This is a genomic window from Alteromonas lipotrueiana, from assembly GCF_019249245.1.
GTDB lineage: Bacteria > Pseudomonadota > Gammaproteobacteria > Enterobacterales > Alteromonadaceae > Alteromonas > Alteromonas lipotrueiana.
On the sequence record NZ_JAESDK010000010.1, the window covers coordinates 104,957 to 125,274 of the forward strand.

General features: G+C 46.4%; 15 protein-coding genes. 11 read left to right on the forward strand and 4 right to left on the reverse strand.

The features are described 5' to 3' along the window. The first annotated feature begins 46 nt into the window (after positions 1–46). On the forward strand, positions 47–424 hold the full coding sequence (secE, locus tag JK130_RS08625; protein ID WP_218353908.1) for a preprotein translocase subunit SecE: 378 nt from the start codon (positions 47–49) through the stop codon (positions 422–424). A gap of 3 nt (positions 425–427) precedes the next feature. Beyond that, entirely contained in the window at positions 428–973 is a 546-nt protein-coding gene (nusG, locus tag JK130_RS08630) for a transcription termination/antitermination protein NusG (RefSeq protein WP_218353909.1), read from the forward strand. A gap of 127 nt (positions 974–1,100) precedes the next feature. Here nusG and JK130_RS08635 read toward each other — a convergent pair whose 3' ends face one another. Genes JK130_RS08635 through JK130_RS08650 form a run of 4 tightly spaced genes read right to left on the reverse strand, consistent with a single transcriptional unit; the run spans position 1,101 to position 5,500 of the window. Beyond that, on the reverse strand, positions 1,101–2,129 hold the full coding sequence (locus JK130_RS08635) for an ABC transporter ATP-binding protein (RefSeq protein ID WP_218353910.1): 1,029 nt from the start codon (positions 2,127–2,129) through the stop codon (positions 1,101–1,103). Positions 2,130–2,137: 8 nt separating this feature from the next. Then, on the reverse strand, positions 2,138–3,649 hold the full coding sequence (locus JK130_RS08640) for an ABC transporter permease (RefSeq protein WP_218353911.1): 1,512 nt from the start codon (positions 3,647–3,649) through the stop codon (positions 2,138–2,140). Then, the gene (locus JK130_RS08645; protein ID WP_218353912.1) at positions 3,646–4,683 is read right to left on the reverse strand and encodes an extracellular solute-binding protein; all 1,038 of its coding nucleotides are present in this window, start codon (positions 4,681–4,683) and stop codon (positions 3,646–3,648) included. Before JK130_RS08645 ends, JK130_RS08640 begins: the two co-directional genes overlap by 4 nt. 10 nt (positions 4,684–4,693) lie before the next feature. After that, positions 4,694–5,500 (reverse strand): hypothetical protein, encoded by an 807-nt coding sequence (locus JK130_RS08650; RefSeq protein ID WP_218353913.1) that lies wholly within the window; start codon positions 5,498–5,500, stop codon positions 4,694–4,696. Between the two features lie 384 nt (positions 5,501–5,884). Between JK130_RS08650 and rplK the strand changes: the two genes are divergently transcribed. The 9 genes from rplK (at position 5,885) to fusA (ending at position 20,193) form a co-directional block, all read left to right on the forward strand. Continuing rightward, positions 5,885–6,313 (forward strand): 50S ribosomal protein L11, encoded by a 429-nt coding sequence (gene rplK / locus JK130_RS08655; protein WP_218353914.1) that lies wholly within the window; start codon positions 5,885–5,887, stop codon positions 6,311–6,313. A gap of 4 nt (positions 6,314–6,317) precedes the next feature. Continuing rightward, entirely contained in the window at positions 6,318–7,013 is a 696-nt protein-coding gene (rplA, locus tag JK130_RS08660; RefSeq protein WP_218353915.1) for a 50S ribosomal protein L1, read from the forward strand. A 296-nt stretch (positions 7,014–7,309) separates the two neighbouring features. Next, positions 7,310–7,828 (forward strand): 50S ribosomal protein L10, encoded by a 519-nt coding sequence (gene rplJ, locus JK130_RS08665; RefSeq protein ID WP_218353916.1) that lies wholly within the window; start codon positions 7,310–7,312, stop codon positions 7,826–7,828. A 56-nt stretch (positions 7,829–7,884) separates the two neighbouring features. Next, positions 7,885–8,259, forward strand: a complete 375-nt coding sequence (gene rplL, locus JK130_RS08670) for a 50S ribosomal protein L7/L12 (protein WP_218353917.1) — start codon at positions 7,885–7,887, stop codon at positions 8,257–8,259. 282 nt (positions 8,260–8,541) lie between these two features. Then, the gene (gene rpoB / locus JK130_RS08675; RefSeq protein WP_218353918.1) at positions 8,542–12,570 is read left to right on the forward strand and encodes a DNA-directed RNA polymerase subunit beta; all 4,029 of its coding nucleotides are present in this window, start codon (positions 8,542–8,544) and stop codon (positions 12,568–12,570) included. A gap of 80 nt (positions 12,571–12,650) precedes the next feature. Further along, positions 12,651–16,829, forward strand: a complete 4,179-nt coding sequence (gene rpoC / locus JK130_RS08680; RefSeq protein WP_218353919.1) for a DNA-directed RNA polymerase subunit beta' — start codon at positions 12,651–12,653, stop codon at positions 16,827–16,829. A 302-nt stretch (positions 16,830–17,131) separates the two neighbouring features. Beyond that, on the forward strand, positions 17,132–17,506 hold the full coding sequence (rpsL, locus tag JK130_RS08685; protein ID WP_018984244.1) for a 30S ribosomal protein S12: 375 nt from the start codon (positions 17,132–17,134) through the stop codon (positions 17,504–17,506). Between the two features lie 76 nt (positions 17,507–17,582). Continuing rightward, on the forward strand, positions 17,583–18,053 hold the full coding sequence (rpsG, locus tag JK130_RS08690; RefSeq protein WP_218353920.1) for a 30S ribosomal protein S7: 471 nt from the start codon (positions 17,583–17,585) through the stop codon (positions 18,051–18,053). A gap of 37 nt (positions 18,054–18,090) precedes the next feature. Then, positions 18,091–20,193 carry an elongation factor G gene (gene fusA / locus JK130_RS08695; protein ID WP_218353921.1) on the forward strand — a complete coding sequence of 701 codons (2,103 nt, stop codon included), beginning with the start codon at positions 18,091–18,093 and terminating at the stop codon, positions 20,191–20,193. The last annotated feature ends 125 nt before the right edge of the window (positions 20,194–20,318 follow it).

A 20,318-nucleotide genomic window follows, 5' to 3' on the forward strand; every position in this document is an offset into this window, starting at 1 on the left:
GTGAATATGTCACAGAGAAACAACGCAGTATTGCTAGGATCGTATCATGAGCGAAAAAACGGAAAGTTCGTCCAACCCTTTGGACATGTTTAAATGGGTGGTCGTATTCGCCTTATTAGCTGGCGTTATCACTGCCAACTACATGTATGGTGAAATGTCCGTACTTTATCGTGCGATTGCTGCCGTAGTAATTGTAGCGATTGCAGGTTTTATTGCTGCGACGACCGAAAAGGGCAGTGCGTTTATTACCTTCGCGAAAGAATCGCGAATGGAAGTACGTAAAGTGGTTTGGCCGACCCGTCAAGAAACCAATCAAACTACGTTGATTGTTATGGTAGCCACGTTGGTAATGGCACTGATCCTTTGGGGTCTGGATGGCATTATCGTTCGTGTAGTTGGATTTATTACTGGAATTGGAGCGTAACGTATGTCTGAAGAAGCAAAGAAAAGATGGTACGTAGTACAAGCTTATTCTCAGTACGAAGCCCGGGTTAAAAAGACCCTGCTTGAATACATTAAAATGCATGAAATGGAACAGTACTTTGGGCAGGTTTTGGTACCTACCGAAGAAGTTGTTGAAATGCGTGCTGGCCAGAAACGCAAATCAGAGCGTAAGTTTTACCCTGGTTATGTGCTGGTTGAAATGGAAATGAACGAAGATTCCTGGCACCTTGTGAAAAGCGTGCCTCGGGTACTTGGTTTTATTGGTGGCTCTTCTGACCGCCCTATGCCTATTTCACAGCGCGAAGCAGATGCTATTTTGAATCGGCTTGAAGAGTCGGTTGATAAACCTAAGCCGAAAACATTGTTTGAGCCAGGTGAAGTGGTACGGGTTACTGACGGTCCTTTTGCAGACTTTAACGGTGTCGTTGAAGAAGTCGATTATGAAAAGAGCCGCGTAAAAGTATCGGTTCTTATTTTTGGCCGTTCGACCCCCGTTGACCTTGAATTCGGTCAGGTTGAAAAAGGCTAGATAATTATTCGCCACGCTGTCGTTCGAGAGCGTGGCCACTTTCCTTTTGTTCAGTTAGCGTTTGTTAACGAAGCTCCTATCAAACTCAGCCCCTATCAAACAACTTAATCTGTGTGAATATTAATTATTAGGTGCGTGCAAACGTGGCCAGTGGATGCGTTGTGTCTATTTGCAACTGTACGCGCTCATTGGGCTGCACGGCATTTTCGTGAGACACCCGTATTTTTAACTGTATCGGCGATTCGTTTTCAATAGGATCAAGGGTTACCGCACACAATCGTGTACCGCCTTCAAAACGTACCCAATCTACACTGCCATTACAATGTTCGCCATTTACCGTGAGTGCTATATCGTCAGGGCGAAGCAATAAATCTACATGTTCTGCGCGTGTATCTGTAGTATTGCCGGGGGCCTGACCAATGCGGGTACTGACAATATTCTGCTTGCGTTGCCCCGGCATAAAGCTGGCGTCCCCTAAAAAACGGGCTACAAACCGACTTGTGGGTTCTGAAAAACATTTTTCCGGTGTGTCTAATTGTGCAATAACGCCTTTGTTTAAAACGCCTACACGGTCGCCTACCGACAATGCTTCGTCCTGATCATGGGTTACCCAGATAGCCGGAACTCCTGCGGCTTTTAAGGCCTGACGAATCTCCCAGCGAAGACTGTCTTTAAACGCTGCATCCAGGTTAGACAGAGGCTCATCAAGCAACACAAAGTCCGGTTCGTGAGCAAGGGTACGGGCCAGTGCAACGCGCTGCTTTTGCCCGCCTGAAAGCCGGTCGGGCTTGGCGTCACGAAAATTATCGAGTCTTAGCAGTTCAATCCAATAATCAGCCATTGCCGTATTTTTAAGCCTGAAACACACATTTTGCTGAACAGTCAAATGTGGAAATAACGCAAAATCCTGAAATACCATGCCGACATTTCGTTTTTCAGGTGGTACATTTTTATCCGCAGTAGCCTGCCAGTGGCCAAGTTCAATAGATCCACTGCTTATAGGAACCAAACCGGCAAGGGCTTGTAAAATAGTTGTTTTACCGCAGCCCGTAGGCCCGACTAGCATCAGAATTTCATCATCGCCCAGCGCTAAGTTAATATTATTAACTACCGGGGTGTTACCGTATTTTACCGACAAATCGGTTACAGTGAGCATACTTCGCCTCACTCCTCTTTCATTGCATAACCAGAACGGCCTTCGCCGGTGAGCATTATTGCTAATCCCAGACCCGATAATAAAACAAGCAACAAGCCGGGAATCGCCGCCATACCAAAGTAACCGGCTTCATAAACCCGCCACATATACGTAGCCAGCGTCTCAAACCCGGTGGGTCCAAGCATCAGTGTGGCCGGTAATTCGCGCATCGCTTCTAAAAATACCAGCGCGGCACCTGCCACCATGCCCCGATAGGTTAAAGGCAGGGTAATGCGTCGAAACGCTTCGCGCGGCGACGCTCCCAGTACTCGGGCAGCCTTCACCAAAGAGGGGTCAAGCCGTTCGGCGGTGGTACGAACCGAACCTACCGCCAGCGGTAAAAACCGTAGAACATAAGCAATAACCAGCAAGCCCAGAGTTTGATAAAGTACCGGTAACTGCAAGCCTACATAAACCAGGGCGGTGCCCATCACAATACCCGGTACACCGAAGCCAAAGTAGGTAACCCGCTCCATAAGCCGGCCTGCTTTACCACTAATGGCGGCATGAGCCACCGGCACTGCCAAAATGACCGCGGCTAAGGCCGCAAGTAGCGAAGCATAAGCAGAGTTCCAGGCGTAGCTGATATCAAAGTTGCCCACACCTTCACGTATTAACCACACCACAAAGATAGCCAGCGGCAATACGATAGCAAGGATAATAATAGGAAGGGTAGCCCCGAGCATAAGCACTTTTTGCCAGCGGGCTGGCCACAAACAAAGCGGGCGTCCCGGCCGTTCAGTATTGCCCTTAATGGTGGACTCCACAAACAGCACCAGCCCCACAATAACTAATAGCTGGATAGACAACATGGCCGCCTGGCTTAATCCAAATGCGTTATATTCGACAAAAATTACCCGGGTAAAAGTATCCAGCCGCAAAATGGCGGGCGTACCAAAATCAGACAACGCATAAAGCGCTGCCAGCAATGCTCCTGCCGCAATACTTCGTAACACCCGAGGTAATACAACATGCAGTAAACTGGCAGGCAATGACATGCCCAGCGTCCGGGCGGCGTTAATCAGGCTTCCGTCTAAACTAAGGAGCGAGGCCCGCGTGGTCATCATAACAAACGGATAAGTGTACAACGACATTACCAGTGCTGATCCCCACAAGCCTTCAATTGATGGCGTAGGAATGCCTAACAACGATTCAATTTCTCCGCCGGGACCTAATGCAAAGTACAGAGTAAACGCACCAATATATGAAGGCATCGCTAATGGGGCTGCTAATAAAATTAACCACAACTTACGCCAGGGAAGATGAACATATGTTGTCAAAATAGCCAAAGGGACGCCTAACAGCGTAGCGCCGACAATGGTAAGTGTTACCAGCGCCAGTGTATTTCCCAATACCCGTAGATTATGGGTATCAAAAAATTCCGCGCTATCCCCCGCAAGTACAAATAAAACACTTAACGGTAATATGGCAAGTGCGGCGATTAAAAAAGCGAAGGGATAAGATTTGGGCAGTCGCCTCACAATACGCCTACTTCACGCATAAGCTTAAGTGTGGGGCGCATATCAGCCAGTTTGCGCAAATCGATTTCTGGCGGCGACAGGTCTGCCAAAGCAGGCAGGGCAGAAGGCGCTGCTACTCCATCGACCAACGGAATTTCATAGGCTTCTGAGGCCAGATAAGACTGTACTTCATGTGACAATAAGTAACGCATAAAATTGGTGGTCAGGTCAGTGTCGCTTAACGAGATTATACCCGAAGCATTAACTAAACAACCCGCATCATTTTTAGTAAACGCAAGATCTACGTCTGCATTCGGTTTACCAGCCTTTAAGCGTAAAGTGTAGTAATGGTTGGCTAACCCTACATCAACCTCGCCACGCTCTACGCCCATTACCACACCCAGTTCACCGGCATAGCTTTTTGCGTGCCGACTGACACCGCGAAGCCAGTTAGTGGTGGCCTTTTCACCTTCTAAAATACGCATCGCTGTGACAAATGACTGAAAAGAGGCATAAGCCGGAGCCCAGCCAATTGACAGATCGCTGTCTGCTAACGCCATAATATCGTCGGGTATCTGATTAGCCTGTAGCTTTTGGGTATTAAACGGTAAGGTACGAACCCGGCCGGTAACCGGAACCCATTGGGGGTATTGAAACCCCGGCGTAAGTTGGCCAATAAGATCTTTTGGCAGAGGTTTCGCCAAACCGGCATCAGTAACCATACCAATAGAGCCGGTATCCACGGCCCAGAATAAATCTGCCCGTTTAACGCCGGCCTGTGCTTCGGCAACCAGGGTATTAGCCAGCGCCGCCGAGGCGCCTCTTCGAATTTGTAGATTTAAACCAGGATTGCGCTTGGTAATCGCGTTCAGAACATTTTCATATAACCCGCCTTCACCGCGCCCCAGGTACAAGGTTAAATCGCCTTTTAACGGCGGTAATTGTTCGACCGACATGGCCTGAACAGTTTGCGCCATACTGCGATGAATACTCAGCGGTAAGGCGGCTAATAAACCGACCCCGGCTAATGACTGTAAAAATGCTCTGCGTTGCATAAAGGTTCCTTTAAAACACGTCCTTGCGGTTTTTCTCTGCTTCTTCAAGCAATGACTTAGCACGCGCTAATTTACGCTGCATATCTTTTATTACCGCACGCACATCATCTACGCTTCCTTTATTTTTCAGTGCCTGAGGTAAGGTTACATTGAAGTCTTTTTCCAGATCTTCAACCAGCTCTGCATCTTGTTCTATCAAAGCGCCTTCTATGCCTTCAAAACGCTGTAGGTAAGTATCGTGAACCAGTGACATGGCAACTTCGGTAAGTTGTTCTGCGTACTTGGCGACAACCTTATTCAGACGCTTATCGATATCGTCAATAACTTCGGGAGCAGTAGTGGGTTCTTTTTCGGTTGTACGCACCTTATCTAACAAACCTTTCTGTTGATAATGCGCAGCCAGTTTTACCGCACCTAAAGCCTGCCATAAAGAGGCATGCAGCTTTTGCTGCTCGGCCATTACCACATCGGTACCTGCATCTTTATCAATAGCATTTTTAACGCCATAAATACCTTGCCAGATTAAGGCATAAACAGGAACATATTGAGTTTCTATGGCTTCGTGAAAATTCACTTCTTCCCAGTGGTCCACTAATGCCTGGGTACGTACGTCTTTGTCACCTTGTTGATACTGGTTCACTACGCCTGAATATTTGTTTATTAACCAGCGTACTTCTTCTTCATAAGTTGAAATATGTTCATTAAGGTTATTGACCTGAGCGGTAATTTCACCATTGGCCATCACTGGTAAGCTAACCGAACCTGCAGATATACCTAAGGCCAAAGCCAATGCAGCTGAAACTATACGTACCTTCATAACTGTTCCTTAATAAGAGTAGACTTGAAAATGATACTTATTATCATCTTCAAAGTAAAATTATCTACGCGATTGCACAAAATCCAAACAGTTTAGTTAAAGGGCCACCAACGGTTTGAGAAAATGGGCTTAGCCCAACCCACTAAAGTTATTGCTAAACTGCCTGACGAGAAAAATCGAAATAACCTAACACATTAATGGGGCAGCATTTTGTGACCTATTAACGAATTTTTGTCGCAAAAGGTTTATAGAATAGTACAACTGGGCTTGTGCATTATGCTTATTTGTTGTACATTACGCGCCCTTTAAACGGAAACGGGAAGCCTACCACGCAAATATTCTCGATATTTGCCAGGCGATTGACCCACAAACGAGAGCATTAAAATGGCTAAGAAAGTATCAGGCTTAATTAAGCTACAGGTTGCAGCCGGCGCTGCAAACCCAAGTCCACCGGTTGGTCCTGCACTAGGTCAGCACGGCGTAAACATCATGGAATTCTGTAAAGCGTTTAACGCCAAAACAGAAAGTCTTGAAAAAGGCGCTCCGGTACCAGTAGAGATTACGGTATACGAAGACCGCTCGTTCACTTTCGTAACGAAAACGCCTCCTGCTTCATTCCTGCTAAGAAAAGCTGCTGGAATCAAGAAAGGTTCAGGCCGTCCTAACACTGAAAAAGTGGGTACAGTAAGCCGCGCTCAGTTGGAAGAAATTGCCAAGACTAAAGAGCCGGACTTAACCGCAGCTGACGTTGATGCAGCTGTTCGTACTATCGCGGGTTCTGCTCGTGCAATGGGCTTGAACGTAGAGGACTAATCAGATGGCTAAATTAACAAAACGCGCTCGTTTGATTCGCGACAAAGTAGACGCGACAAAAGAATATGAAATTTCAGAAGCCGTTAGCCTTTTAAAAGAGCTGGCCACTGCAAATTTCCCAGAAAGTATTGATGTTGCAGTAAATCTGGGTATTGATGCGAAGAAATCTGACCAAAACGTACGTGGTGCGACAGTGCTACCAAACGGTACTGGTAAAGATGTTCGTGTTGCTGTATTCACTCAGGGTGCAAACGCTGATGCCGCTAAAGAAGCGGGTGCTGATATTGTAGGCATGGAAGACCTGGCAGAACAGGTTAAGAAAGGCGAAATGAATTTTGACGTGGTTGTAGCCAGCCCTGACGCAATGCGCGTTGTTGGTCAGCTTGGTCAAATCTTAGGTCCACGCGGCCTGATGCCAAACCCTAAAACGGGTACGGTTACGCCAGACGTAGCGACTGCTGTTAAAAATGCAAAAGCAGGACAGGTTCGCTATCGCAATGATAAGAACGGTATCATTCATGCCAGCATTGGTAAGATTGCGTTCGAAACTGCACAGATTCAAGAAAATTTAGAAGCATTACTGGAAGCCCTGAAGAAAGCAAAACCTTCTTCAGCAAAAGGTGCTTATATCCAGAAAGTTAGCCTAAGCACCACAATGGGTGCTGGCGTTGCTGTTGATAAAGCAAGCGTAGGCCAGTAATTGCTTTCTTCAGGCTATGATGTCATAGCCTGGTTCTCTTAAGGTTTTGGGTTGGAGCTGTACATTGCAGCTCCCGTCCTAGACCGCAGGTGCGGCGCAGTGAAAGAAGTAAGAGACCTTTCACTTTAATGCTCCGCTTAATACATCAACCTGCGCAGACGGTGGTTTGGCTCAGACTCTCTGGGAAAACAAACACCGTAGAGCGGTATTTTCAGCCTTGGCTGTCAATATCAATCTGTGAACCCTGACGCAGCTAATCATACGATTAGTACGTCAGATACAAAGAGGTGAACTCAGTGGCACTAGGTTTAGCAGCAAAAAAAGAGATCGTAGCAGAGGTATCCGAAGTTGCATCTCAGGCTCTATCCGTTGCCGTCGCTGAATACCGTGGGATAGAAGTTAGCGATCTGACTGACCTGCGCGTTAAAGCCCGTGAGCAAGGCGTCTACGTTAAAGTAGTACGTAATACTCTGGCAAAGCGTGCATTAGCAGATAGCAAATTTTCTGACATGGACAGTGCGTTAACTGGTCCTCTTATCTATGGTTTTTCAATGGATGCACCTGGTGGTGCGGCCCGTCTTTTCAAAGACTTTGGAAAATCTAACGATAAGTTGAAAGTAACGGCACTTTCTTTAGGCAGTGGTTTGTTGGGTCCAGAAAAACTGGATGCAGTAGCATCACTACCTACCCGCGACGAAGCGCTTGCAAAACTTCTTGCAACCTTCAAAGCACCGGTTGGCAAATTCGTTCAAACACTTAACGAAGTACCTACCAAATTTGTGCGCGTATTGGCGGCGATCAAAGACGAAAAGTAAGTTTCGTTTTTGGCATATTGATTTTTTTAACATTTTAAACCCAGGAGTTTAGAGAAATGGCTCTAACCAAAGAAGATATCTTGAACGCGATTGCTGAAATGCCAGTTATGGAACTGGTTGAGCTAATCGAAGCTGCCGAAGAAAAGTTCGGTGTTGAAGCGACTGCTGCTGTTGCAGCTGCTCCAGCTGCTGGCGGCGACGCTGCTGCTGCAGAAGAAAAGACTGAGTTTGACGTTGTAATGACTTCATTCGGCGCAAACAAAGTATCTGTAATCAAAGCAGTACGTGGCGCAACTGGTCTTGGCCTTAAAGAAGCAAAAGAAGTAGTTGAATCTGCTCCTAAAGCTATCAAAGAAGGCGTAAGCAAAGACGAAGCTGAAGCACTGAAAAAAGAGCTTGAAGAAGCCGGCGCTGAAGTTGAAGTTAAGTAATCTGCTTTAAATCAGATTACCTGCCTTAAACGGCTAGGCTGGTGGTTTTTTAACCACCAGCCTTTTTGCGCTGTAGGGTAGACAATTTTTTTTACCCTTTATTGTCTCTCGTAATGCGCATCCGGCTCACTGCATAAGAAGCAGCAAACCAATAAGTTAACTAATAATTGGTTAATTTTTGTTGTATGCTGGTGAGAACACCCGGGAAAAGGGTTTTGGAAGTTTGTTGTCTGAGTGTATCAGACAGCAGGTTGGGTCAAAAATCAGCAGGCTGAGGAACCCATGGTTTACTCTTATAGCGAAAAGAAACGTATCCGTAAGGATTTTGGCAAACGCCCACAGGTATTGGAAATTCCATACCTTCTTTCAATTCAGCTAGATTCTTTCAAAAAATTTATTGAGACGGATCCTAACGCACAACATGGCTTAGAAGCCGCATTTCGTTCCGTATTTCCAATTAAAAGTTACTCAGGTAATTCCGAACTTCAGTTCGTAAGCTATCGCCTGGGCGAACCCGTATTTGATGTAAAAGAATGTCAGATTCGCGGTGTCACTTTTTCTGCTCCGTTAAGAGTAAAACTTCGTTTAGTATTGTTTGATAAAGAAGCCGCTCCAGGTACTGTAAAAGATATTAAAGAACAAGAAGTGTACATGGGCGAAATTCCGTTGATGACTGATAACGGAACCTTCGTAATCAATGGTACTGAGCGGGTTATCGTTTCTCAGTTACACCGTTCACCTGGTGTATTCTTTGACCACGATAAAGGAAAGACTCACTCATCAGGTAAGGTATTGTATAACGCTCGTGTTATTCCATACCGTGGTTCGTGGTTAGACTTTGAGTTTGACCCGAAAGATAACCTGTTTGTACGTATTGACCGTCGTCGTAAGTTACCGGCTACTATCATTTTGCGTGCGTTGGAAATGTCGACAGAAGAAATTCTTGAAATGTTCTTCGACAAAGTCCAGGTTCGCATCGAAAAAGATAAGCTGATGATGGAAGTTGTGCCCGATCGCCTGCGTGGCGAGACAGCTCAATTTGATATCCTGGATGGCGAAGGTAATGTACTGGTAGAAAGCGGTCGTCGTATTTCTGCACGTCATACCCGTGCGCTGGACAAAGCCGGTGTTAACGAGTTGGCGGTACCCGCAGAATACATGATTGGTCGTGTATCTGCGCGTAGCTATATAAACGAAGACACGGGTGAAATTATCGTTAATGCTAACGATGAGCTGACCCTGGAGTCTCTGGCTGAACTAAGTCAGGCCGGCATTAAAGAGTTTGAAACCCTGTATATCAATGACCTTGATCATGGTTCTTACATCTCTGACACGCTGCGGATTGACGGTTCAACAAATCGCTTAGAAGCATTAGTAGAAATTTATCGAATGATGCGTCCTGGCGAGCCACCGACCAAAGATGCTGCCGAAACACTGTTCCAGAATCTGTTCTTTGCCGAAGAACGTTATGACCTGTCTTCTGTTGGTCGTATGAAGTTCAATCGTCGTTTAGGTCGCGAAGAACTGATCGGTTCTGGTACCCTTGATAAAGACGATATTGTTGCGGTAATGAAGCGTCTGATTCTTATCCGTGATGGTAAAGATGAAGTTGATGATATCGATCACCTGGGCAACCGTCGTATCCGTTCAGTGGGCGAGATGGCCGAAAACCAGTTCCGTGTAGGTCTGGTAAGGGTTGAACGTGCAGTTAAAGAACGCTTAAGTTTAGGCGATCTTGACAGCATAATGCCGCAGGATTTGATCAACGCTAAGCCTATTTCTGCAGCGGTAAAAGAATTCTTTGGTTCATCACAGCTGTCTCAGTTTATGGACCAAAACAATCCGCTTTCAGAAGTGACACACAAACGTCGTATATCGGCGCTGGGTCCGGGCGGTTTGACGCGAGAGCGTGCAGGCTTTGAGGTTCGAGACGTACATCCGACGCACTATGGTCGTCTGTGTCCAATCGAAACTCCGGAAGGTCCAAACATTGGTCTAATCAACTCATTAGCAAGCTTTGCGCGTACTAATGATTTTGGTTTCCTGGAAACGCCGTTCCGTCGTATCGTAAATGGTGTGGTAACCGAAGAAATTGATTATCTGTCTGCTATTGAAGAAGGTCAGTATGTTATCGCTCAGGCGAACATCGTACTGGACGAAAATGGCGCAGTGGTCGATGAGCTGATTCCATCACGTCACCGTGGTGAAACGGTGTTGATGCCTAAAGCTGAAATTAGCTACATGGATGTCTCGCCACAGCAAATTGTATCGGTTGCAGCGAGTATCATTCCGTTCCTTGAGCACGACGATGCTAACCGGGCCCTGATGGGTGCCAACATGCAACGTCAGGCGGTTCCTACATTACGTGCTGATAAGCCGTTAGTAGGTACGGGTATGGAACGAACCATTGCCGTTGACTCAGGTGTTACTGTGGTCGCGAAACGTGGCGGAACGGTCGAATATGTCGACGCCAGCCGTATCGTGATTAAAGTTGAAGAAGATGAAATGCTGGCAGGTGAAGCCGGTATCGATATCTACAACTTGACCAAATATACCCGGTCTAACCAGAACACCTGTATCAATCAAAAGCCTACATGTAATGTTGGCGACCCGATTGTTGCGGGCGATGTACTGGCTGATGGTCCTTCGACCGACCTGGGCGAACTGGCTCTTGGGCAAAATATGCGTATCGCATTTATGCCGTGGAATGGTTACAACTTCGAAGACTCGATTCTAATCTCTGAGCGAGTGGCTGAAGAAGACCGTTTCACTACCATCCACATTCAGGAATTAAGCTGTATTGCGCGAGATACCAAGCTAGGTCCAGAAGAAATATCTTCTGATATACCTAACGTGGGTGAATCGGCTTTAGGCAAGCTGGATGAGTCAGGCGTGGTGTATATTGGCGCCGAAGTTAAAGGTGGCGATATTCTGGTAGGTAAAGTGACGCCAAAAGGTGAAACTCAGCTTACGCCGGAAGAAAAACTACTGCGTGCGATCTTTGGTGAAAAAGCCTCAGATGTTAAAGACACGTCTTTGCGAGTACCGAACTCAGTACACGGTACCGTTATAGATGTGCAGGTCTTTACTCGTGATGGCGTTGAAAAAGACAAGCGTGCTTTAGAAATTGAAGATATGCAGTTGCGTCAGGTCAAAAAAGACTTGTCAGACGAATTCAATATTCTTGCTGATGGTACTTTCTCACGTGCTCGTAATACGTTGGTTAAAGCCGGTGTTGATGAAAGCAAATTAGACAGTACACCACGTGAAAAGTGGTTTGACATCACGTTGAAAGACGAAGATGTGCAAAATGAGCTTGACCAAATTGCTGAACAGTACGCTGAAATCAGACAAGACTTTGATAAGAAGTTTGAAGTTAAACGTCGCAAAATCACTCAGGGTGATGACCTTGCTCCAGGCGTTCTTAAAATTGTTAAAGTTTATCTGGCGGTTAAACGTCACATTCAGCCTGGTGACAAGATGGCTGGACGTCACGGTAACAAGGGTGTTATTTCAACCATCGTACCGGTAGAAGATATGCCATACGATGAGTTTGGTAATCCGGTTGATATCGTACTTAACCCGTTGGGTGTACCATCACGGATGAACATCGGTCAGATTCTTGAAACACATATGGGCATGGCAGCACACAGTATTGGTGTGAAGATTGACCGCATGTTGAAAGAACAAGCTGAACTGGCCAAGCTGCGCGACTTCTTAAAAGAAGTTTACGCACTGGGTGAGAATCATCAGACTGTAGACATCGATAACTTCACCGATCACGAAGTACTGCGTTTGTCAGAAAACCTGCGCAAAGGCTTGCCAATTGCCACGCCGGTATTTGACGGTGCTCGTGAAGAAGAAATCAAGGCTCTGCTGAAGCTGGGCGATATTCCTGAGAGTGGCCAAATCGCGTTAAGTGATGGTCGTACAGGTCGCCAGTTTGAACGTCCGGTAACCGTTGGTTACATGTATATGCTGAAACTTAACCATTTGGTTGATGACAAAATGCATGCGCGTTCAACAGGCTCTTACAGTCTGGTTACACAGCAGCCGCTGGGTGGTAAAGCTCAGTTTGGTGGCCAGCGCTTCGGTGAGATGGAAGTGTGGGCTCTTGAAGCATACGGCGCCGCCTATACGCTTCAGGAAATGCTGACAGTGAAATCGGATGACGTTAACGGTCGTACGAAAATGTACAAAAACATCGTTGATGGCGATCACAGAATGGAACCAGGCATGCCTGAATCCTTCAACGTATTGCTTAAAGAAATTCGCTCGTTAGGTATTAACATCGAGTTAGAAGAAAAGTAAGACGGCGTTTGCCATAGTTTGATTTGATAACCCAGCCGGCCAGGCTGGGTTATAGAGACTGACTCCGCTGGGAGAGTATTGTGAAAGACTTATTAAAGTTTCTAAAGCAACAAAACAAGACAGAAGAATTCGATAATATTCGAATTGGTTTGTCGTCACCTGAAATGATTCGTTCATGGTCATTTGGTGAGGTTAAAAAGCCTGAAACTATTAACTATCGTACCTTTAAGCCAGAACGTGATGGTTTGTTCTGTGCGCGTATTTTTGGTCCGGTAAAAGACTATGAATGTTTGTGTGGTAAGTACAAACGCCTTAAGCATCGTGGAGTGATCTGCGAAAAATGTGGTGTTGAAGTTACCCTGACTAAAGTACGTCGTGAACGTATGGGTCATATCGAGCTTGCCAGCCCGGTTGCGCACATTTGGTTTTTAAAATCATTGCCGTCGCGCATTGGTTTAATGTTAGATATGACCCTGCGTGATATCGAACGGGTGTTGTATTTTGAATCTTATGTAGTAACAGAACCTGGTCTGACAACGCTTGAGCGCAGCCAGCTGTTAAACGAAGAAGAGTATCTTGACGCGCTGGAAGAAAATGGCGACGAATTTGATGCAAAAATGGGCGCTGAAGCGGTCTTTGATCTGCTGAAAGTATTAGACGTGGATGCCGATGTTGCAGCCATGCGTGAAGAGCTGCCTAGCATCAATTCTGAAACTAAGCGTAAGAAAATTACTAAACGTCTGAAGTTACTTGAATCATTCCAGCAATCTGGCAACAAGCCAGAGTGGATGATTATGACAGTATTGCCGGTTTTGCCACCAGACCTACGTCCGTTGGTACCTCTGGATGGCGGCCGTTTTGCAACTTCAGATTTGAACGACCTATACCGTCGCGTAATTAACCGTAATAACCGTTTGAAGCGCCTGCTAGACCTGGCTGCTCCGGATATTATTGTACGCAACGAAAAACGTATGCTTCAAGAAGCAGTAGATGCGTTGTTGGATAACGGTCGTCGTGGTCGTGCTATTACAGGTTCGAATAAGCGTCCTTTAAAATCTTTGGCCGATATGATCAAAGGTAAGCAAGGTCGTTTCCGCCAAAACCTGCTAGGTAAACGCGTTGACTATTCAGGACGTTCGGTTATTACCGTTGGTCCTACTTTGCGTCTGCATCAGTGCGGTCTACCTAAAAAAATGGCGCTTGAGCTATTCAAACCGTTTATCTATGGCAAGTTAGAAGGTCGCGGCCTGGCAACGACAATCAAAGCAGCGAAAAAGCTGGTTGAACGTGAAGCGCCAGAAGTATGGGATGTGTTGGATGAAGTCATCCGTGAACATCCGGTACTGCTTAACCGTGCACCAACTTTGCACAGATTAGGTATCCAGGCGTTTGAGCCAACCCTGATTGAAGGTAAAGCGATTCAGTTGCACCCGTTGGTTTGTGCGGCCTACAACGCCGACTTCGATGGTGACCAAATGGCGGTACACGTACCGCTGACGATTGAAGCGCAGCTTGAAGCTCGTGCCCTGATGATGTCGACCAACAACATTTTGTCGCCAGCCAATGGTGAGCCTATCATCGTACCTTCACAGGACGTTGTATTGGGCTTGTACTACCTGACCCGTGATAAAGTGAACGGTAAAGGTGAAGGCATGGTCTTTACCAGCCCGAACGAAGCAGAAAAAGCGTATCGTACCGATTCTGCTGAACTGCACGCCCGGGTAAAAGTACGTATTACTGAATACGATATAGCCGAAGACGGAACGAAAACAGAAAAAGTAACATTAACCGACACAACGGTTGGTCGTGCTATTTTCTCACTGACTTTGCCAAAAGGCTTACCGTTTGAAGTAATTAATCAGGCGATGGGTAAAAAGCAAATTTCACGTTTGTTAAACACCTGCTACCGTACTTTAGGTTTGAAAGACACGGTTATTGCGGCTGACCAAATTATGTATACCGGTTTCCACTATGCAATGATTGCAGGTGCGTCTGTCGGTATCGATGACATGGTAATTCCAGAAGCGAAGAAAGACATTATCGACGCTGCTGAAGCAGAAGTTATCGAGATTCAGGAACAGTTCCAAAGCGGTTTGGTTACTGCGGGTGAACGTTACAACAAAGTTATCGATATCTGGTCTAATGCCAACGAAAAAGTTGCGAAGGCCATGATGGATAACCTGAAATCTGACATCGTGATTAATGCTAATGGCGAAGAAGAAGAACAGCAATCATTTAACTCTGTTTATATGATGGCTGACTCAGGCGCACGGGGTAGTGCGGCGCAGATTCGTCAGCTGGCTGGTATGCGTGGTCTGATGGCAAAACCAGATGGTTCAATCATTGAGACACCAATTACGGCTAACTTCCGCGAAGGTTTGAACGTATTACAGTACTTCATTTCAACGCACGGTGCGCGTAAAGGTTTGGCCGATACAGCACTGAAAACCGCCAACTCGGGTTACCTGACTCGTCGTTTGGTAGACGTTGCCCAAGATTTGGTTATTACCAATAGCGATTGTGGCACCTTTGAAGGTGTGAAGATGTCGCCTCTTATCGAAGGTGGTGATGTTGTTGAGCCGCTACGTGAGCGTGTGCTGGGCCGGGTTGTTGCAGAAGATGTTATCAAGCCAGGTACTGATGAAGTATTGGTTGAGCGTAATGTACTGCTGGACGAAGCTCTGGTAGACATGCTTGAAGCGAATTCGATTGACCAAATCCAGGTTCGTTCGGTAATTACCTGTGATAACGACTTTGGTGTATGTGCTAACTGTTACGGTCGTGACCTAGCACGTGGCCACATGGTTGCTAAAGGTGAGTCGGTTGGGGTTATTGCAGCCCAGTCAATCGGTGAACCGGGTACTCAGCTTACCATGCGTACGTTCCACATTGGTGGTGCGGCATCACGAGCTTCAGCAGAAAACAGCGTTCAGGTGAAAACCACTGGTTCACTGAAACTGCAGAACAATAAAGGTGTTCGTAATACCGAAGATAAGATGGTTATCGTTTCACGTTCAACCGAGCTAACTATCACTGATACTCACGGTCGTGAGAAAGAGCGCTATAAAGTACCTTATGGTGCGGTGCTATCAGTAGATGAAGGTGCTGAAGTTAACGCTGGCGATATCGTAGCGACGTGGGACCCCCATAGTCACCCGATTATTGTTGAGCGTCCGTCAAAAGTTAGCTTCTCTGATATTGATGATTCTAATACAGAGACGCAACAAGATGAGCTTACTGGTCTGACTCGTGTTGTGGTTAAAGATCTGTCGAAGGTTAATTCTAAAGAACCTAAGCTTATTCTTGAAAGCGACGAGATTGGGTTGCAGGAAATTCGTCTGCCAAGCTTTACGACTATCGAAGCTCTGAATGACAAGGTCGCTCAGGCTGGTGATGTATTGGCGCGTATTCCTCAGGAAAGCTCGAAGACCCGGGATATTACCGGTGGTCTGCCACGTGTTGCTGACTTGTTTGAAGCACGTAAACCTAAAGAACCGGCTATTTTGGCAGAAGTGTCAGGTATGGTTGGTTTTGGTAAAGAAACCAAAGGTAAGCGTCGCCTATTGATCACGCCAAAAGATGGCGGCGATCAATACGAAGAGATGATTCCAAAATGGCGTCAACTTAACGTGTTTGAAGGTGAACAGGTTGAACGCGGCGAAGTTATTGCTGATGGGCCAGAGTCACCGCATGACATTCTGCGTTTACGTGGGATCAGTGCAGTGTCTAACTACATTGTGAACGAAGTACAAGAAGTTTACCGTTTGCAGGGTGTTAAGATTAACGATAAACACATTGAGGTGGTTATTCGCCAGATGTTGCGTAAGTGTCTTATCACCAGCCCAGGTGACAGCCAGTTCTTAGAAGGCGAACAGGTTGAAGTAGCGAATGTGAAAATTGCCAGTCGTGAACTTGAACGTCAGGGCAAAATGCCGGCGCTGTATGAAACTCAGTTACTGGGTATTACCAAAGCTTCGCTATCGACTGAGTCGTTTATTTCAGCGGCTTCGTTCCAGGAAACAACCCGGGTACTTACCGAAGCAGCGGTACAGGGTAAAGAAGATGACTTACGAGGTTTGAAAGAAAACGTAATTGTAGGTCGTTTGATTCCTGCCGGTACTGGTTTTGCTTACCACGAACGTCGGATGCAGAAGCGTCAGGAAGTTCTTGAAGAAATGTCAGTGTCTGCTGAAGAAGCAGAACAGGCGCTTACCGAAGCATTAAATGCTGAAGTGGGTAGCAACTCTTCTTCAAACTAAAAAAGTTCAGCGTAGAGAAGGCGATAGCCTTCTCTTGTTGTTCTGTTAAGGAACAGCGTTAACCATTAATCTTTGTGGTTATCCTTTGTACACCTTGACAGTTGGCGCTTTGATCATTAATATTCCGCGACCCGATTTTTGGACAGTCTTGATGACGCGAAAATAGTGGGACGCGGTTTTTTTGTTTCAAAGCCCTACAATTCTGACGAGCACAGAATTGAGCGATGGGTCAAATCAATCGCAATTATATGGACCCAGGCATAAGGTTTGGGTTTTCGTAGTTATTAATCAGGAGCTAGTTAATGGCAACAGTTAACCAGTTAGTACGTAAGCCGCGTAAAAAGCCCGTTGAAAAAAGCAACGTAGCTGCGCTGCAAGCGTGCCCACAAAGACGTGGTGTATGTACTCGCGTATATACCACTACGCCTAAAAAACCAAACTCTGCATTGCGTAAAGTATGTCGTGTACGTTTAACCAACGGTTTTGAAGTTTCTTCATACATCGGTGGTGAAGGTCACAACCTGCAAGAGCATAGTGTAGTACTAATTCGTGGCGGTCGTGTTAAAGACTTGCCAGGTGTACGTTATCACACAGTTCGCGGTACATTGGACTGCGCAGGTGTTAACGATCGTCGCCAAGCCCGTTCTAAATACGGTGCCAAGAAGCCTAAGTCATAACGGTTCTCCGTTAGTAAGGCCAAACTAGAAGTAAACAGAGTTTTGGGTAAACCCTGAATTCCACGGAGAATATAAGATGCCAAGAAGAAGAGTCGTAGGTCAACGTAAAATCCTACCAGAACCTAAATTTGGTTCACAGCTGCTTGCTAAGTTCATGAATGTCGTAATGCTCGACGGCAAGAAATCAATTGCTGAAAAAATCGTTTACGGTGCGTTAGAAATTGTTGCTGAAAAAACCGGCAAGCCACACCTAGAAGTCTTTGAAGATGCCCTGGACAACATTCGTCCTACGGTAGAGGTTAAATCTCGCCGTGTAGGTGGTTCTACTTATCAGGTTCCAGTAGAAGTACGTCCGGTTCGTCGTAATGCTTTAGGTATGCGTTGGTTGGTAGACGCATCACGTAAACGTGGCGAAAAATCTATGTCACAACGCCTGGCAGCTGAAATGCTAGATGCAGCTGATAACAAAGGTTCAGCGGTTAAGAAACGTGAAGACGTTCACCGTATGGCCGAAGCGAACAAAGCGTTCGCTCACTATCGCTGGTAATATCGCTTTTAAATTAGCGATCAACTGAGAGAGAAGTATGCCTCGTAAGACCCCAATTGAACGATATCGTAATATTGGTATTGTGGCGCATGTAGATGCGGGTAAAACCACCACTACTGAGCGCGTTCTGTTTTATACAGGACTATCGCACAAAATCGGTGAAGTTCATGATGGCGCAGCCACTATGGACTGGATGGAGCAGGAGCAGGAGCGTGGAATAACCATCACCTCTGCTGCTACCACCTGTTTTTGGGCTGGTATGAACCAGCAACATGAGCAGCATCGGATCAATATTATCGACACTCCTGGACACGTAGACTTTACCATTGAGGTAGAGCGGTCATTACGTGTGCTAGACGGTGCCGTTGTGGTTTTTTGTGGGTCATCGGGCGTAGAGCCTCAATCAGAGACCGTCTGGCGACAGGCTGATAAATATGAAGTGCCGCGCCTGGTGTTTGTCAATAAGATGGACCGGGCCGGCGCCGATTTTGAACGGGTCGTAGGTCAAATCAGAAAGCGTCTAGGCGCTACCTGCATACCGATTCAGCTGAATATAGGCGCCGAGGAAGAATTTCGCGGCGTTATCGACTTACTGAAAATGAAGTCGATAAACTGGAATACCGAAGATAAAGGCATGACCTTTACTTATGAGGATATTCCACAAGACTACGTAGCCAAAGCCCAGCAGTATCGTACCGAAATGGTTGAAGCTGCAGCTGAGGCGTCTGACGACTTGATGAATAAGTACTTGGAAGGCGAAGAGCTGACCGAAGCTGAGATTCGTCAGGGATTACGTATTCGTACACTGAACAATGAAATTGTTCTGGCTACCTGTGGTAGTGCGTTTAAGAATAAAGGTGTTCAGGCTGTACTGGATGCAGTGATTGAGTATTTACCGTCACCCACGGAAGTTAAGCCTATTACGGGGGTGCTTGATGATAAGCACGAAACCGAAGAAAAGCGCCGGGCTGATGACGATGAACCGTTTTCAGCATTGGCCTTTAAGATAGCGACTGACCCGTTTGTGGGGACGTTAACCTTTTTCCGCTGTTATTCTGGTGTGGTACGCACCGGCGATACCGTATTTAACCCGGTTAAGGGTAAGCGCGAACGCTTTGGCCGAATAGTACAAATGCATTCAAAAGATCGGGCTGAATTAAAAGAAGTCCGGGCTGGCGATATTGCAGCGGCTATTGGCCTGAAAGATGTCACTACTGGTGACACGCTTTGCGATCCTAACCATGTTATTACTTTGGAGCGGATGGAATTTCCAGATCCGGTAATCTCGATTGCGGTAGAGCCAAAGTCACAGGCTGATCAGGAGAAAATGGGCATCGCTCTGAGTAAACTGGCGGCCGAAGACCCATCGTTTCGGGTGAAAACTGACGATGAAACGGGCCAGACAATTATCTCTGGTATGGGTGAACTTCACCTTGATATTATTGTCGACCGAATGAAGCGTGAGTTTGGAGTGTCGTGCAATGTGGGTAATCCTCAGGTTGCATACCGTGAAACCATTCGAAAATCGGTAGAAACAGAAGGCAAATTTGTTCGACAGTCAGGTGGTCGTGGCCAGTTTGGTCATGTCTGGCTTCGGATAGAGCCGGCGGAAGAAGGCGCAGGCTATGAATTCGTTAATGAAATCGTAGGCGGCGTGGTTCCCAAGGAATTCATTCCGGCGGTAGATAAGGGCATTCAGGAGCAGTTACAAAGTGGTGTGGTCGCAGGGTATCCGGTACTTGATGTAAAGGTAACTTTGTTTGACGGTTCTTACCACGATGTTGACTCTTCTGAAATGGCGTTTAAGATCGCTGGCTCTATGGGCTTTAAAAAAGGCGCGGCCGAAGCTAATCCGGTGCTGCTTGAGCCCACAATGAAAGTTGAAGTCACAACCCCCGAGGAATGGATGGGTGATGTTGTAGGCGACATTAATCGTCGTCGCGGCATGATTGAAGGAATGGATGAAGGCGTTGCGGGTATAAAAATTGTACGTGCAAAGGTTCCGCTTTCTGAGATGTTTGGGTATGCCACTGATTTGCGTTCACAAACGCAAGGTCGGGCGTCATACTCAATGGAGTTCTTCAATTATTCTGAAGCGCCTAGCAACGTTGCACAGGCAATAATTAATGCTAGAAGTTAAATCTAAATGAAGGTTCGGTCCGGTCCTGTCGGTCGGACTTTTAAATTAGGAAAATAGAAAATGGCAAAAGCAAAATTTGAACGTACGAAAACTCACGTCAACGTGGGTACAATCGGCCACGTTGA

Coding starts and splice junctions, on each gene's coding strand:
- secE (WP_218353908.1), top strand. CDS start 47: ATGAGCGAAAAAACGGAAAGTTCGTCCAACCCTTTGGACATGTTTAAA.
- nusG (WP_218353909.1), top strand. CDS start 428: ATGTCTGAAGAAGCAAAGAAAAGATGGTACGTAGTACAAGCTTATTCT.
- JK130_RS08635 (WP_218353910.1), bottom strand. CDS start 2,129: ATGCTCACTGTAACCGATTTGTCGGTAAAATACGGTAACACCCCGGTA.
- JK130_RS08645 (WP_218353912.1), bottom strand. CDS start 4,683: ATGCAACGCAGAGCATTTTTACAGTCATTAGCCGGGGTCGGTTTATTA.
- JK130_RS08650 (WP_218353913.1), bottom strand. CDS start 5,500: ATGAAGGTACGTATAGTTTCAGCTGCATTGGCTTTGGCCTTAGGTATA.
- rplK (WP_218353914.1), top strand. CDS start 5,885: ATGGCTAAGAAAGTATCAGGCTTAATTAAGCTACAGGTTGCAGCCGGC.
- rplA (WP_218353915.1), top strand. CDS start 6,318: ATGGCTAAATTAACAAAACGCGCTCGTTTGATTCGCGACAAAGTAGAC.
- rplL (WP_218353917.1), top strand. CDS start 7,885: ATGGCTCTAACCAAAGAAGATATCTTGAACGCGATTGCTGAAATGCCA.
- rpoB (WP_218353918.1), top strand. CDS start 8,542: ATGGTTTACTCTTATAGCGAAAAGAAACGTATCCGTAAGGATTTTGGC.
- rpsL (WP_018984244.1), top strand. CDS start 17,132: ATGGCAACAGTTAACCAGTTAGTACGTAAGCCGCGTAAAAAGCCCGTT.
- rpsG (WP_218353920.1), top strand. CDS start 17,583: ATGCCAAGAAGAAGAGTCGTAGGTCAACGTAAAATCCTACCAGAACCT.
- fusA (WP_218353921.1), top strand. CDS start 18,091: ATGCCTCGTAAGACCCCAATTGAACGATATCGTAATATTGGTATTGTG.